This window comes from Tardiphaga alba (assembly GCF_018279705.1).
GTDB classification, from domain to species: Bacteria; Pseudomonadota; Alphaproteobacteria; order Rhizobiales; family Xanthobacteraceae; genus Tardiphaga; species Tardiphaga alba.
This window is the reverse complement of the sequence record NZ_CP036498.1, coordinates 5,327,174-5,341,226: the sequence shown is the minus strand read 5'-3', so window position 1 is coordinate 5,341,226 and position 14,053 is coordinate 5,327,174. Positions and strand designations below refer to the sequence as shown.

General features: G+C 62.9%; 13 protein-coding genes and 1 pseudogene. 7 read left to right on the top strand and 7 right to left on the bottom strand.

The window, feature by feature from the left end:
• Positions 1 to 21 precede the first annotated feature (21 nt).
• Positions 22 to 722: pseudogene (locus RPMA_RS25535) on the bottom strand (DUF1013 domain-containing protein).
• Between the two features lie 247 nt (positions 723 to 969).
• On the opposite strand from RPMA_RS25535, the gene ispH reads away from it, so the two are divergent.
• Genes ispH through rnhA form a run of 3 tightly spaced genes read left to right on the top strand, consistent with a single transcriptional unit; the run spans position 970 to position 3,360 of the window.
• Positions 970 to 1,932 carry a 4-hydroxy-3-methylbut-2-enyl diphosphate reductase gene (ispH, locus tag RPMA_RS25530; protein WP_211910430.1) on the top strand — a complete coding sequence of 321 codons (963 nt, stop codon included), beginning with the start codon at positions 970 to 972 and terminating at the stop codon, positions 1,930 to 1,932.
• Positions 1,933 to 1,936: 4 nt separating this feature from the next.
• Complete coding sequence (locus tag RPMA_RS25525; protein ID WP_211910429.1) at positions 1,937 to 2,917, top strand: homoserine kinase; 981 nt, start codon at positions 1,937 to 1,939, stop codon at positions 2,915 to 2,917.
• On the top strand, positions 2,914 to 3,360 hold the full coding sequence (rnhA, locus tag RPMA_RS25520) for a ribonuclease HI (protein ID WP_211910428.1): 447 nt from the start codon (positions 2,914 to 2,916) through the stop codon (positions 3,358 to 3,360). The genes RPMA_RS25525 and rnhA overlap by 4 nt, the downstream gene beginning before the upstream one ends.
• 154 nt (positions 3,361 to 3,514) lie before the next feature.
• Here rnhA and RPMA_RS25515 read toward each other — a convergent pair whose 3' ends face one another.
• The 6 genes from RPMA_RS25515 to RPMA_RS25490 form a co-directional block, all read right to left on the bottom strand.
• On the bottom strand, positions 3,515 to 4,000 hold the full coding sequence (locus tag RPMA_RS25515) for a peroxiredoxin (RefSeq protein WP_211910427.1): 486 nt from the start codon (positions 3,998 to 4,000) through the stop codon (positions 3,515 to 3,517).
• Positions 4,001 to 4,174: 174 nt separating this feature from the next.
• Positions 4,175 to 4,720: a DUF924 family protein gene (locus RPMA_RS25510; protein ID WP_211910426.1), complete on the bottom strand. Its 546-nt coding sequence runs from the start codon at positions 4,718 to 4,720 to the stop codon at positions 4,175 to 4,177.
• 105 nt (positions 4,721 to 4,825) lie between these two features.
• Positions 4,826 to 6,514 carry a long-chain fatty acid--CoA ligase gene (locus RPMA_RS25505; RefSeq protein ID WP_211910425.1) on the bottom strand — a complete coding sequence of 563 codons (1,689 nt, stop codon included), beginning with the start codon at positions 6,512 to 6,514 and terminating at the stop codon, positions 4,826 to 4,828.
• A gap of 238 nt (positions 6,515 to 6,752) precedes the next feature.
• Positions 6,753 to 8,216, bottom strand: coding sequence for a D-alanyl-D-alanine carboxypeptidase family protein (locus RPMA_RS25500; RefSeq protein ID WP_408056472.1), 1,464 nt, complete (start codon positions 8,214 to 8,216; stop codon positions 6,753 to 6,755).
• Positions 8,217 to 8,542: 326 nt separating this feature from the next.
• Entirely contained in the window at positions 8,543 to 10,318 is a 1,776-nt protein-coding gene (locus tag RPMA_RS25495) for a glucan ABC transporter ATP-binding protein/ permease (RefSeq protein WP_408056471.1), read from the bottom strand.
• A 140-nt stretch (positions 10,319 to 10,458) separates the two neighbouring features.
• The gene (locus RPMA_RS25490; protein WP_211910423.1) at positions 10,459 to 11,499 is read right to left on the bottom strand and encodes an ABC transporter substrate-binding protein; all 1,041 of its coding nucleotides are present in this window, start codon (positions 11,497 to 11,499) and stop codon (positions 10,459 to 10,461) included.
• A gap of 260 nt (positions 11,500 to 11,759) precedes the next feature.
• Between RPMA_RS25490 and RPMA_RS25485 the strand changes: the two genes are divergently transcribed.
• From RPMA_RS25485 to RPMA_RS25470, 4 genes are all read left to right on the top strand, one after another.
• Complete coding sequence (locus RPMA_RS25485) at positions 11,760 to 12,182, top strand: hypothetical protein (protein ID WP_211910422.1); 423 nt, start codon at positions 11,760 to 11,762, stop codon at positions 12,180 to 12,182.
• Between the two features lie 175 nt (positions 12,183 to 12,357).
• Entirely contained in the window at positions 12,358 to 12,747 is a 390-nt protein-coding gene (gene hisE / locus RPMA_RS25480; protein WP_211910421.1) for a phosphoribosyl-ATP diphosphatase, read from the top strand.
• 78 nt (positions 12,748 to 12,825) lie between these two features.
• The gene (locus RPMA_RS25475) at positions 12,826 to 13,407 is read left to right on the top strand and encodes a YqaA family protein (protein WP_211910420.1); all 582 of its coding nucleotides are present in this window, start codon (positions 12,826 to 12,828) and stop codon (positions 13,405 to 13,407) included.
• A gap of 47 nt (positions 13,408 to 13,454) precedes the next feature.
• On the top strand, positions 13,455 to 14,015 hold the full coding sequence (locus RPMA_RS25470) for a hypothetical protein (protein WP_211910419.1): 561 nt from the start codon (positions 13,455 to 13,457) through the stop codon (positions 14,013 to 14,015).
• Positions 14,016 to 14,053 lie beyond the last annotated feature (38 nt).

Genomic DNA, 14,053 nt, shown 5'->3' with positions numbered 1-14,053 from the left:
ATCCACTGATCGCGAAATCGCCTACTCTTCGTCCTCGTCGCGCGGCTTGCCGCCGCCGATGCCCTTCAGCTTCGCGAACACGGCATCCACATTGAGATCGTCGTCGCCGCGCTCGGCGCCTTCGTACTCGTCCTTGCGGGTCGTTTCCGACGCCGGCAGCAGCGTGGCGCCCCATAGGCCTGCTGGTCCAGCGGCTTTTCCTTCGCGGCGCGCTGCACTTCGAAATCGAGTTCGAGCTGCGAGCACAGGCCGAGGGTCACCGGATCCATCGGGGTTAGGGTCTGCGCGTTCCAGTGGGTGCGATCGCGGATCGAGGCGATGGTGGTCTTGGTGGTGCCGACCAGACGCATGATCTGGGCATCCTTGAGTTCCGGATGGTTCCGGACCAGCCAGAGGATCGCGCTGGGGCGTTCGTGGCGGCGCGACACCGGGGTGTAGCGCGGGCCCTTCTTCTTGGCGGCGGGCGGCAGCACGACCTTGCTCTCTTCGAGCTTCAGGCGGTAATTCGCGTCGTTTTCGCCGCGTTCGATCTCGTCACGGGTCAATTGGCCGTTCGAGATCGGATCCATGCCCTTGATGCCCTGGGCGGCGTCGCCATCGGCAATGGCGCGGACTTCGAGCACGTGCATTTTGGTGAAATCGGCGACCTGGTCGAAGGTCAGCGCGGTGTTGTCCACCAGCCACACGGCCGTCGCCTTTGGCATCAGCGGGGCATTGCTCATGGCAAATCTCCTTTGCGCTCCGCCCACCTCGAGGAGGCGGAGCCGTCTGGTCATCGGGGATGACGGGGAATTAGCCTTCTATATAAGCTGTGCCGGGGCTGACGCGCAATGGCGAACGTTTCGGCCTTGACAGCGCCGTAAACCGGCCCCAAGTCCTTATGCAGACAAGCCCTTTGGCTGATTTTCGTCAATTTGACGGTGCGCGCCTTTTTTTGGGCGGCGCTCAAGGCACATGGATCGCCCCGATATGACCAAACCCGCCCTGAAAATCGTTCTTTGTTCGCCGCGCGGCTTCTGTGCCGGCGTGGTCCGGGCAATCGATACGGTCGAACGCGCATTGGCCATCCACGGCGCGCCGGTCTATGTCCGCCACGAGATCGTCCATAACAAATATGTCGTGGACAGCCTGAAGACCAAGGGCGCGATCTTTGTCGAAGAACTCGCTGAGATTCCGGATAATACTACCGCTCCGGTCGTGTTCTCCGCCCATGGCGTGCCGAAGTCGGTTCCCGAGGATGCGCGCCAGCGCAATTTCTTCTCGCTGGATGCGACCTGCCCGCTGGTGACCAAGGTGCACCGCGAGGCCGCGATCCACTTCAAGCGCGGCCGCGAAATCCTGCTGATCGGTCATTCGCATCACCCGGAAGTGGTCGGCACTGTCGGCCAGCTGCCGCCGGGCGCTGTCGAACTGATCGAGACCGCCGAGGATGCCCAGACCTTCCAGCCGAAGAATCCGGACAACCTGGCCTTCGTGACCCAGACCACGCTGTCGATCGACGACACCGCGGAAATCGTGGCCGTGCTCAAGGAGCGCTTCCCGAATATCAACGGCCCGCACAAGGAAGACATCTGCTACGCAACCACCAACCGCCAGCTCGCGGTAAAGAAGGTAGCGCCGGTGGTGGACGCCTTGATCGTGGTCGGTGCACCGAACTCGTCGAACTCGCAGCGTCTGCGCGAAGTCGCCGAGCGCGAGGGCTGCCGCGTGTCGGTGCTGGCGCAGCGCGCCAGCGATCTCGACTGGGGCATGTTCGAAGGCATCACCAGCCTCGGCATCACCGCGGGCGCATCGGCGCCGGAAGTGATCGTCGAGGAAATCATGGATGCCTTCGCGCAGCGCTACACGCTGAATGTGGAGACGGTGTCTGCTGCGGAAGAAAACGAATTCTTCCCGCTGCCGCGCTCGCTGCGTCCCGAAGCCGCCGCGTGAGGCCATGGCCGTCTATACTGACGTCGCAAATGACGATCTCGCGGACTTCCTGAAACAATACGATATCGGCGAATTGCTCTCCTACAAGGGCATCGCCGAAGGCGTCGAGAATTCCAACTATCTCATGCATACCTCGAAGGGCGCGTATATCCTCACGCTCTACGAGAAGCGCGTGGCGCTGGACGACCTGCCGTATTTTCTCGGCCTGATGGCGCATCTGTGCGAACGCGGCGTGACGTGCCCGCAGCCGCAGAAAACGCGTGATGGCGCGGTCTATTCGTCGCTGGCCGGCCGCCCGGCCGCGATCATCAACTTCCTCGAAGGCATGTGGCCGCGCCGGCCGAGTGCCGTGCATTGCGCCGGTGTCGGCGACGCGCTGGCGCGCATGCATGTGGCGGGTCAGGATTTCCCGCTCAAGCGCGCCAACAATCTCTCGGTCGAAGGCTGGCGCCATCTGCTCGACCTGGCAGCGCCGCGTGCCGATACGGTGCAGCCGGGCCTGCGTGCGTTTCTCGAAACCGAACTCAACGATCTCGCCGCGCATTGGCCGAGCGATCTGCCGCAAGGCGTGATCCATGCCGACCTGTTTCCGGACAATGTGTTCTTCCTCGGCGACAAGCTTTCCGGCCTGATCGACTTCCCGTTCTCCTGCAACGACATGCTGGCTTACGACGTGGCGATCTGCGTCAATGCCTGGTGTTTTGAGCCGGATTTCTCCTTCAATGCCACCAAGGCCCGTGCACTTCTGAACGCCTATAACAAGGTGCGTCCGCTCACCCCGGCCGAGCAGGCGGCGATGCCGTTGCTGGCGCGCGGCTCGGCGCTGCGCTTCCTGCTGACGCGCCTGGTCGACTATCTCAATGTGCCCGAGGGCGCCTTCGTGAAGCCGAAGGATCCGCTGGAATATGTCCGCAAGCTGCGCTTTCATCAGTCGGTGAAGAGCATGGCCGATTACGGCCTGGAAGCTGCAGGACAGCCTGCGTGAGCACACAGCCGGTAACGATCTATACGGACGGCGCCTGTTCAGGGAATCCGGGGCCGGGCGGCTGGGGCGCGATCCTGCGTTTCGGCGATGCCGAAAAAGAGCTGAAGGGCGGCGAGGCGCATACGACCAACAATCGTATGGAGCTGATGGCTGCCATCTCGGCGCTGGAAGCGCTGAAGAAGCCGTGCAGCGTCGATCTCCACACCGACAGCCAGTATCTGCGCAACGGAATCATGAGTTGGATTCACGGCTGGAAGCGCAATGGCTGGAAGACCGCCGACAAGAAGCCCGTGAAGAATGTCGATCTCTGGCAGCGGCTGGACAGCGCGCTGCATACGCATGAGATCAGGTGGCACTGGGTCAAGGGCCATGCCGGCCACGCCGAGAACGAACGCGCGGATCAACTGGCGCGGGATGGTTTGGCGGAAGCGCGGAAGAAGTAGGGCTCTAACTGTCATCACCCGCGAAAGCGGGTGATCCAGTAAACGCTATCTTTGAAGATAATCACCGAAGCCGGTGTCTACTGGGTCACCCGGTCCTAGCGCGCAATTGCGCGCACGGCCGGGCGACGACAGTGCGTGTTTCGTGAGCCTCAGCTCACAGCTGCCCCAGCAGCGTATCGCCGCCGGAGACTTCGACCTTGCCCGGTGCCGGCTCGAGGTTGAGCTTGGTCACCTTGCCGTCTTCCACCAGCATCGAATAGCGCTTGGAGCGGATGCCGAGGCCGTTGCCGGAGGCGTCGAGGTCGAGGCCGATGGCCTTGGCGAATTCGGCATTGCCGTCGGCCAGGAACACCGCTTCGTCGCGCAGGTCGGTGTCTTTCTTCCAGGCATTCATCACGAACGCGTCGTTGACCGAGGTGATGGCGATGGTATCGACGCCCTTGCCCTTGATGGCATAGGCATTGAGGAAGATGCTCGGCAGATGCATCTTGTGGCAGGTGCCGGTATAGGCGCCGGGCACCGCGAACAGCGCCACTTTCTTGCCCTTGAAGATATCGTCGGTGGATTTCACCACCGGGCCTTCCTCGGTCATCACGCGAAACTTGGTCTCGGGCAGCTTGTCGCCGACTTGGATGCTCATGGTCGCTTTCTCCGGATGTAGGTGAGGGTTTTTAGACCGGGGTGATGATGGGCACAATATTCACCGTCATTGCGAGCCCTGACGAATTGCGAAGCAATTCGTTTGGGCGAAGCAATCCAGTCTTTGCTCTTGGCCCCTGGGTTGCTTCGTCGCTGCGCTCCTCGCAATGACGACCTACCCCTTAAATCCACCCGCATCGAGAAACGCCTGCTCCTCGGCTGTCGTGTCGCGGCCGAGCACGGCGTTCCGGTGCGGGAAGCGGCCGAAGCGGCGGATGATGTCCGCATGGATGTCAGCGAATTTCAGATTGTCGGTCTCGCCGGTGGCGCGGAAGAGGGCGCAGCAATGCTCCTGATCGGCCATGTCTTCGGAGTGCATCAGTGGCATGTAGACGAACTGGCGCATCACGGGATCGACGCGATCGCCGACGCCGCGGGCGATGGCGCGCCTGGCCAGCGCGCAGCAGACGGCATCGGTCGCGAAAGCGCGGGGATCGTCGCGGAAGAGATTGCGCGGGAATTGGTCGAGCAGCAGGATCAGCGCCAGCGTACCGTCGTCCGTGTTTTCCCAAGCGGCCAGCTTGCCATCGCGCGCGTCTTCATAGACGGGCAGGAAGCGCGCCCTGATCTCGGCGTCGAAGGCGTCGTCACGGGTGTACCAGCGGTCCCAGCCGGCGTCGGTCCAGAATGTGATGATGTCGGAGGGAGTTGTTGAGGTCATGCAGGATTCCGTAGGGTGGGCAAAGCGAAGCGTGCCTACCATCCCGCGCTCGGCGGATGAAGGTGGGCACGGCGCAAGAGCGCCTTTGCCCACCCTACATGATCCCTACGCTGCTGCGTTCTGCTTCTTCTCGTCGCGGAGCTCGCGGCGGAGAATCTTGCCGACATTGGTCTTCGGCAAGGCGTCGCGGAATTCGATCTGCTTCGGCACCTTGTAGTTGGTGAGCTGCGTGCCGCAGAACTTGATGATGTCTTCCGCCGTGACGCTCGGATCCTTCTTGACGATGAACGCCTTCACCGCCTCGGTGGTCTTTGCGTCCGGCACGCCGATGACGGCGCATTCCATCACGCCCGGATGGCTCGCGATCACGTCCTCGACTTCGTTCGGATAGACGTTGAAGCCGGAGACCAGCACCATGTCCTTCTTGCGATCGACGATCTTGGTGAAGCCGTCGGCATTCATGATGCCGATGTCGCCGGTGCGGAAGAAGCCATCGGCGGTCATCACCTTGGCGGTCTCTTCCGGCCGATTCCAGTAGCCCGCCATCACCTGCGGACCCTTGGCGCAGATTTCGCCGGCTTCGCCGAGCGGCACTTCATTGCCGTCGTCGTCGCGGATCGAGATATAGGTCGACGACACCGGCAGGCCGATGGTGCCGGTGAATTCGTCGACATCGGCGGGGTTGCAGGTCAGCGTCGGCGAGGTCTCGGAGAGGCCGTAGCCTTCGGCAACCAGGCAGCCGGTCATCTTCTGCCACTTCTCGGCGACCGCCCGCTGCACGGCCATGCCGCCGCCATTGGAGATCTTGAGCTTGGAGAAGTCGACTTCGTCGAAGCCGGGCGTGTTCAGCAGGCCGTTATAGAGCGTGTTGACGGCCGGGAAGCTGTTGACCTGATACTTCTTCAGCTCCTTCACGAAGCCCGGCATGTCGCGCGGGTTGGGGATCAGCAGGTTGACGCCGCCGGCGCGCACCGCGAGCAGGAAGCAGGCCGTCAGCGCGAAGATGTGATACAGCGGCAGCGCGCAGACGATGAAGAGTTGGTCCGTATGCGGCGGCTTGCGGATCGCCGGCTGCAGCCAGGCGTCGTTCTGCAGCATGTTGGCGATGATGTTGCGATGGGCCAGCGTCGCGCCCTTGGAGACGCCGGTGGTGCCGCCGGTATATTGCAGGAAGGCGACGTCGTCCGGGCCAAGCGTCGGCTTGTTCAGCTTCATGCTGCGGCCGGCGGTGAGCGCGTCGTTGAACCACACCGCGCCGGGCAGGTCATAGGCCGGCACCATCTTCTTCACGCGACGAACCACCAGGTTCACGATCACGCCCTTGAAGCCGAGCATGTCGCCCATGCTGCCGAGGATCACGTGCTTCACATTGGTCTTGGCGATCACCTGCTGCACGGTGGAGGCGAAGTTCTCCAGCACGATGATGGCTTCGGCGCCGGAGTCCTTGAGCTGATGCTCGAGCTCGCGCGGCGTGTAGAGCGGATTGACATTGACCACGGCATAGCCGGCGCGCAGCACCGCGGCGGTGGCGACGGGATATTGGAGCACATTGGGCATCATCAGCGCGACGCGCGCGCCCTTGGCGAGGCCCTTGCTTTGCAGATAGGCGCCGAGCGCCACGGACATCTCGTCGAGTTCACGATAGGTGATCGACTTGTCCATGCAGATGAAGGCCTTGCGATCGCGAAACTTCGCAAAGCTCTCTTCCAGCAGTGCGACCAGCGACGGGTACTGGCTGGTGTCGATGTCGGCCGGGACGCCTGCGGGATAGTGTTTGAGCCAGATGCGTTCCATGACATTCCCCCTCGAAAAATTATTGTTGCGGGAAGTATTGAGCAGATCGCGCGGTGATAGCAAGTCGCGCCGCAACAATGACATGGCCGGACGGCGTTGGAGGATTAACGCATGACATTGGTTAGGGACGCAGGCTGAAACTGCGACACGTTTGCGCGCCGACGCGCGACATCCAGCCCATCTCGCCGCGTGATGAATTTCGCGGCAGGCAAGGAGCACGTGACGGTTCGACGAAGGTCTAGCTGCGCGGAGCTGTCGCAGCCGGCTTGGCTTCACCGGTAGCCGCGGGCTTGGGCGCCGGCGGCTTGGCTGCTGCCGGCTTCGGCTTGGCGGGTGCGGGTGTCGCAGCTGCCGCTGCTGGCTTTGCGGCAGGCTTGGCAGCTGCAGCCGGCTTCGGTGCAGCGTCGGGTTTTGCTGCGGCCTGCTTTGGCGCGGCGGGCTTGGCTGCCGGTTTGGCTGCAGGTTTTGCATCGGCAGCAGGTTTGGCATCTGCCGTCGCAGCCGGCTTCTTCGCTGCGGTTTTCGCGCCCTTTTTGCCTTTGGCTTTGGGGGTCTGCTTGGCTTCTTCCACCGCGTTGGCGGCGATCAGGTCGGCACCGGTCTTTTTCGGGCCGGTATAGACGATCACCGGTTCGACGGGCGCTGCGGCCGCAGCCATCATGTCCTCGGGTCGCAATGTCGGCGGCTGTAAGCCACCCGAGAAGAACGACAGTGCGGCGTTGCTGCCGGCTTCGCTGCTGGCCACGGCATCTTCATCGCTGATCGGACCCTGGCGCTTGCGCTTCGGTCCGCACATCTCATCGCGCAGGTTCGGCGGCGCGGCGTCGATCGGAGCCATGGCATCGACAGTGCCGAGTGCCGGTTTCAGCCAAGTCAGGCCGCCATTGCTGTTGCCGAAACCGGCTTCGAGCAGCTGCGCGGCCTTCACGGCGCGGGCGTGCCCGGAGGTCGAGCCGAGCACGACGGCGATCAGGCGCTTGTTGTTGCGCGTCGCGGAGGCGACGAGGTTGTAGCCGGAGGCACAGATGAAGCCGGTCTTGAAACCGTCGGCGCCGGGATAGCGGCCGATCAGCTTGTTGAAATTCGGGGTGATGCGGCGGCCGAATTTCATCGCGGGGATGTGCATGAAGTATTCGTATTCGGGCAGGTCGCGGATGACGGCACGCGCGAGGATGGCGAGGTCGCGCGCGGAGGTCACCTGCTCGTCCGCTGGCAGGCCGTTCGGATTGACATAGTGGGTCTGCGTCATGCCGAGCCGCTGGGCATTGGCGTTCATCATGCCCGAGAAGCCGTCGATGGAACCGCCGACGCCTTCGGCCAGCACGGCGGCCATGTCATTGGCCGACTTCACCATCATCATGGTGAGGGCGTTCTCGACAGTGATCTGGGTACCGGCGGCAAACCCCATTTTCGACGGCGCTTGGGAGGCCGAGACCGGCGATACCGTGAACACGGAGTCGAGGCGGATGCGTCCTTCCTTCACCGCCTTCAGCGTCACATAGGCGGTCATGATCTTGGTCACGGACGCCGGGTGCCACGGATAGGTGGCATTCTCTGCCTGCAACACCTTGCCGGTGTCGGCCTCGATCACCAGCGTCGCTTCGGCGCTCGCAGTCCGCGGCGCCAATGCGCATAGCGCGAGCGCCACGACGGCACCAAACGAGTTCAATGACCAGCGAGGGGAGGCGGAGGGAAACTGCACTATCCGGTTCCGGTCTTGGCGGCCCGCCTGCAGTGCCTCGGCACCGTGCGCAGCTAATTTAAGACAATGAGGGTTCGTGGCTCTCAAATCGATTGCGCCGTCACGCAGTGATGGCAGCAAACCTATACCGGCCGGGAGCATCAGAACAGTGGCGATGGCGTTAAATCGGTGAGGAAAGGGGCCAAAGTTCGGCGATGCAAACTCAATTGTCGTCACCCGGCCATGCGCGCAATTGCGCGCTAGGACCGGGTGACCCAGTAAACACGACCGTTTATGTCTACTGGATCGCCCGGTCGAGCCGGGCGACGACAACCATGTCTGGCTCCTTAAAGCCCCGCATCGGTTCGCGCTTGTTCCTGCACCATGAACTGCGCCTTGGCGAGTTCGGCAAAGTAGCCGCCTTGCGCCACGAGTTCATCGAAAGTTCCCGCTTCGGTCACGCGTCCGTTCTCGAAGACGAGAATGCGCGTGGCGTTGCGGATGGTGGACAGGCGATGCGCGATCACGAAGGTGGTTCGTCCCTTCATCACCTCGTCGAGCGCGATATTGAGCTTGGCCTCGGTCACGGCATCGAGCGCGCTGGTGGCCTCGTCGAGGATCAGGATCGGTGGATCTTTAAGTAAAGCGCGGGCGATGGAGAGACGTTGACGCTCGCCGCCCGACAGCATGCGGCCGCGCTCGCCGGCATTGGTGTCGAAGCCGGCATCGCTGCGGGTGATGAAGTCGAGGGCCTGGGCGCGTTCGGCGGCGAGGCGCAGTTCGTCATCGGTCGCGTCGGGCTTGCCGACGCGCAGATTGTCGGCGATGGAGCGGTTGAACAGCAGTGCTTCCTGGAAGACGACGCCGATATTGCGGCGGAGGCCCGACAGAGTGAGCGCCCGCACGTCCATGCCGTCGATGCTGACTATGCCGGATTGCGGGTCGAAGGCGCGATGCAACAGGGCAATCGCCGTCGATTTGCCGGCGCCGGTGGCGCCGACCAGCGCGATGGTCTGGCCGGGCAGTGCCGTGAAGGTGAGGTCTTCGATGGCCGGGCGCTTGCCGTCATAGGAAAACGAGACGTCATGAAACTCGACCAGGCCCTGCATGCGGCCGGGATCGACGGCGTCGATGCGGTCGCGCACCGTCGGCACGGCGTCGAGCACGTTCATGAAGTCGCGCAGGCGCGGGGCCTCCATGAACACGCTGTTGATGAAGCCGACGACCTGTTCGAGACGCTGGATCAGCATGGTCGCGAAGGACACGAACATCACGATCTCGCCGACGGTGGTCAGCCCCTGCTGATGCAGGGCGATGCCGACGGTGAAGATGGCCAGCACCGTGATGGTGGTGGAGGCGCGGGTGATCACCGAGACGATCGCCCACCACGACAGCACCGGCATCTGCGCCGCCAGCAATTCGCGGGAGAGGCCGCGCAGGCCCTGCACCTCGGCATCGATGCGGGTGAAGCTCTGCACCAGCGCGACATTGCCCAGCGCATCCGAGGCACGTGCGGACAGATCGCCATAGTGATCCTCGACAGCGCTCTGCATGCTGAACGTCTTGCGCACCACCAGCGTGGTCAGCAGGGTGAACACCAGGCAGAGCACGATGAGCAGAACGGCAAGCCGCCAGTTGAGATAGACCGACAGCGGCAGCAGCACGAGCAGCGACACGATCGAGGCGAAGTGCTCGCGGAAGAAGCCGAGCCAGACGCGCCACAGCGCATCGGTGCCTGCGAGCATCACCTTCATCAGGCGGCCCGAATGGGTGCCGCTATGGAAGGTCAGCGGCAATTGCATGATGTGTTCGAAATAGTCGGTCAGGACCGCCTGGCGCTGGCGATGCGCCAGCCGATCGGCGTGGAGCGCGACGATGGCGCCGCAAAAGATCGTGAACAGGCCAAAGCCGACCCAGGCGGCGAGCAGGGGCCATGGCGATGCGCCGCCCGATGGCGTGGCGCTGGTGGACAGGTTGTTCGACAACACATCGATGATGCGACCGAACAGCACCGGTTCGGCAAACTGGGCGCCGGCTAGCAGCAGGTTGGCCAGGGCCAGAATCCAGCCGAGGCGTTTCTCCTTGCCGAGAAGGTCCAGCACGCGAATATAGAGTTTGATCATCAGCAGCTATCCGGGCCGGCGCAGACATGGCCGGTCATGCCCGCAGTCTAGATGCGGACAGGTGCTGAATACAGCTTCGCGGGGAGTTGTTCAGTTGAATGTCTCGACGAAGGTCTCGACGACGATCTTGCCGGCAGCCGTCAGTTGATCTTGCGGCCGGTCGATTCCGCCAGAAAGCGGTCGTCGAACACATCCGCCATGGCCGGGCGCTTGTTGCGGAAGGTGAAATCCTCGGCGATCTCGACGAGTGACGCGTCGAAGCGCGTGCTGTCGATGCCGCCAAGTCCGTCGCGCCGGACGTCGTCGGTCAGGATGTTGTCGCTGATGGCGATCTTCAGGCGGGTCAGTTCGAGCTCCCGCGTGCCGCCATCCATCTGTGCAAGCACGTCATCCACGGCCTTGTCGGGGTCCTGGATCGCGAGCTGCGTGCCGGATGTGATGGCCTGCACGAAGCCTTTCACCGCATCGGATCTCGCGGCTGCGAATTTCGGACTGACGATCACAGCAAGGCCATAGGCGGCCGAGCCGAATTCGGCGAAACGAAATACGGCGAGGTCATCGGCCGGAATGCCGCGATCCCGCAGGTTGACCGCCGAGAGATAGGAAAAACCGGTGACCGCATCGACCTGGCCGGCCGACAGCATCGGCTCGCGCACCGCAGGGCTGATCTTCTCCTGCTTCACGGCGGACGCCTTGATGCCGTTGCGGCGCGCCAGTGCAGGCCATAGCCGGATCGCGAGATCGCCATCGGCGACACCGAGCGTGCGGCCTTCGAGGCTGCCGAGCGAGATCACGCCGCGGCTCTTGCGCGCGACCACGGCATAGGGCGCGCGGTTGAGCAGCACGAAAGCCGCCTTCACCGGGGCGGCATCGGGATCGGCGCGGTAGCGCACCAGCGAATTGAAGTCCGCCACGGCGATGTCGGTCGTGCCGGCAGCGACGCGGGTGATGGTGTCTTTCGAGCCGGTCGCGACCTGCAGCGCGACATTGAGATTCTGCGCCCGGTAAAGACCGCGGCTTGCGGCAAGCACGAAGGGGGCGGCGATGGCATCGACCGGGCGGTCCAGCGTGAACTGGATGGTCGTTGCTGCCTTGTCGTCCTGAGCGGCGACAATGGATGGTGCGTAAAAAGCCGTAACTCCGAACGCACCTATCCCGTGAAGCAGGGACCGTCGGGACATCAAAGGTGCATTTTTGGGCATCGGCATACGGAAATAACAACACGGACCGACAGATACTCCGTCCGGTATGTTTGATTGATGGCGTCTGTCTGCGACATCTTGCGCCTCAAAACTGCGCCCGACAACCTGAATGGAAGCTGAGTGCCTTGATTTGGACACCGATCGTTCAGGCTGCGTTGGGGTAGCGGAACCCAATATGCACATCGTGGTTGATAGTGCAGCGGCCCGCAGGGCCTGAGACCACGGAAGGATATTGAGAGATGTTTGCGCGTCATGGTTTGAAGTTTAGTGGCCGCGCCGCTGTTCTTGCGACGGTGGCGGCAATGTCGATCGCAGCAGTGGCGCCGACCGGCGCAATGGCTGCGCCGGTGAACAATAGTCCCGCGAAGGCGACGACCCATCACGGGTCGAGCGATGTCACGGATTTCAGCTCGCGTCGTCGTCACTATCGCGGTGGCGGTAACGCAGCCGGTCTCGCAGCCTTCGGTGCCATCGTCGGCACCATCGGTGCAATCGCCGCGGCCAATAGCGGCCCGCGCTATTATGACAGCTATGGTTACGGTGGCGGCCCCGTCTATTACAGCAGCCCCGGTTATGGCTACGGCGGCGGCTACTATGGCGGCCCCTATCGTGGTTATGGCGGCGGCTACGGCTACGACAATTCGCGCCGCATGACCTGGTAACCCCCTGTTACATGTAGGGTGGGCAAAGGTGCTCGTGCGCCGTGCCCACCAATACATGACGAGTACATGAGGGTGGGCACGCTACGCTTTGCCCACCCTACAGATCGCCGGTCGCGTGTCGCGGCCGGCGATCTGCGTTAACGCAACAGTCGCAGCTTTTCGCTAGTTTAGTTGCATGAGTGATTCGCTCGACCGGCTTTACCAAGCGGTGCTCGCGGCCCGGGATCTCGATCCCGCGACCTCGCGGACGGCCCGGCTGTTTCGGCAGGGGCCGGACAAGATGGCGAAGAAGCTCGCGGAAGAGGCCATTGAGGTCGTGATCGACGCCGTTGCCGGCAAGCGTGATGCAGTGATCCGCGAAAGTGCCGATCTTCTCTACAATCTGACTGTTCTGTGGGCCGGCGCCGGTGTGCGTCCCGAGCAGGTCTGGGCCGAGATGACCCGTCGCGAGCGCATGATGGGGATTGCCGAGAAATTGCCCAAGTCGCCCAAAGTGGCGAAATCACGCAGTGGCAACCGGCGACCGATTGACGCGCTGGAAGATCGTATCCGCAAACTGGGTTGATCGCGCAGCGGTTCCTGTCGCGATACCGTCACCAATCAAGCATGGACAAATCGACGTCGGGATGGTTCATCGCGAGCCATGCTCAGACGTATGTATGATTGGTGCATCGACGCCGCTCACAAACCCTATGCTCTCTGGATCCTGGGCATCGTGTCGTTCGCGGAAAGCTCGTTCTTTCCGATACCGCCGGACGTGATGCTGATCCCGATGGCGCTGGCGCGGCCGAACAAGGCCTGGCTCTATGCCGGCATCTGCACGATCACGTCGGTGGCTGGTGGTGTGGTCGGCTATCTGATCGGCCATCTGCTCTATGACAGCGTCGGGCAGTGGGTGATCCAGTTCTACGGCTATGGCGACAAGGTCGAAGCCTTCCGCGCCGGCTATGCCGAATATGGCGCGTGGATCATCCTGCTGAAGGGCCTGACGCCGATCCCCTACAAGCTCGTGACCATCACTTCGGGTTTCGCCGGCTACAATATCTGGATGTTCATCGGACTCTCGATCATCGCCCGTGGCGCGCGCTTCTACGTGGTGGCGATCCTGATGAACCGCTATGGCGTGTGGATTCGCGAGACCATCGAGAAGCATCTAGGTCTCGTGGTGACACTCGCTTTGATCGGACTGATCGGCGGCTTCGTGGTCGCCTTCAAACTGTTCTGAAGCGAATGGACTTCCCCCGGCAAGGGTGTCGGAGTACGTTTCCCGACATGTCCAAGCCTGTGAATTCGCTGCGGTCTGAAATGCGTGTCGTCGCTCTCGCGATGACATGGGCCTTGCTGTCGGCGACGGCGTGGTCACAGGCCATGCAGCAGCAATCCGTGCCGCAGCAGAAATCAGTGATCATTCAGGTGGCGCCGGCGACGCAGGCGCCGCCGCCTCCGGCAGCCCTTTCGCCGGCCCCGATGGCGCAGCAGGCGCCGCCGCCAGTGCCGGCGACACCGGAAAATCCCGGACTTTTCAACGAGATCAACAAGCTCTTCAAGGATACGCCGTCACTGGTCCCGTCTTGGTCGCTGCCGGCGCTCGGGACGACGAACCTGAACACGGTGGTAAAGGGCCGGGTGGTCTGTCCGGTCGCTGCCAATGGTGCGCCGGACTGCAAGGCGGCTTCCGACAAGCTCTGCCAGAGCAAGGGCTACAAGGAAGGCAAGAGCCTGGATACCGATGCGGCGCAGACCTGCTCGCCCAAGGCGCTGATCCCCGGCCGGAAGCCCGAAGAGGGTGACTGCCGGACCGACAATTACGTCACCCAGGCCGTCTGCCAATAGACGCATTCCGCCCAGCGGATCGCGCGCTCAACCATCGC

Coding starts and splice junctions, on each gene's coding strand:
- ispH (WP_211910430.1), top strand. CDS start 970: ATGACCAAACCCGCCCTGAAAATCGTTCTTTGTTCGCCGCGCGGCTTC.
- RPMA_RS25525 (WP_211910429.1), top strand. CDS start 1,937: ATGGCCGTCTATACTGACGTCGCAAATGACGATCTCGCGGACTTCCTG.
- RPMA_RS25515 (WP_211910427.1), bottom strand. CDS start 4,000: ATGAGCATCCAAGTCGGCGACAAGCTGCCCGAGACCAAGTTTCGCGTG.
- RPMA_RS25510 (WP_211910426.1), bottom strand. CDS start 4,720: ATGACCTCAACAACTCCCTCCGACATCATCACATTCTGGACCGACGCC.
- RPMA_RS25505 (WP_211910425.1), bottom strand. CDS start 6,514: ATGGAACGCATCTGGCTCAAACACTATCCCGCAGGCGTCCCGGCCGAC.
- RPMA_RS25495 (WP_408056471.1), bottom strand. CDS start 10,318: ATGATCAAACTCTATATTCGCGTGCTGGACCTTCTCGGCAAGGAGAAA.
- RPMA_RS25490 (WP_211910423.1), bottom strand. CDS start 11,499: ATGTCCCGACGGTCCCTGCTTCACGGGATAGGTGCGTTCGGAGTTACG.
- RPMA_RS25485 (WP_211910422.1), top strand. CDS start 11,760: ATGTTTGCGCGTCATGGTTTGAAGTTTAGTGGCCGCGCCGCTGTTCTT.
- hisE (WP_211910421.1), top strand. CDS start 12,358: ATGAGTGATTCGCTCGACCGGCTTTACCAAGCGGTGCTCGCGGCCCGG.
- RPMA_RS25475 (WP_211910420.1), top strand. CDS start 12,826: ATGCTCAGACGTATGTATGATTGGTGCATCGACGCCGCTCACAAACCC.
- RPMA_RS25470 (WP_211910419.1), top strand. CDS start 13,455: ATGTCCAAGCCTGTGAATTCGCTGCGGTCTGAAATGCGTGTCGTCGCT.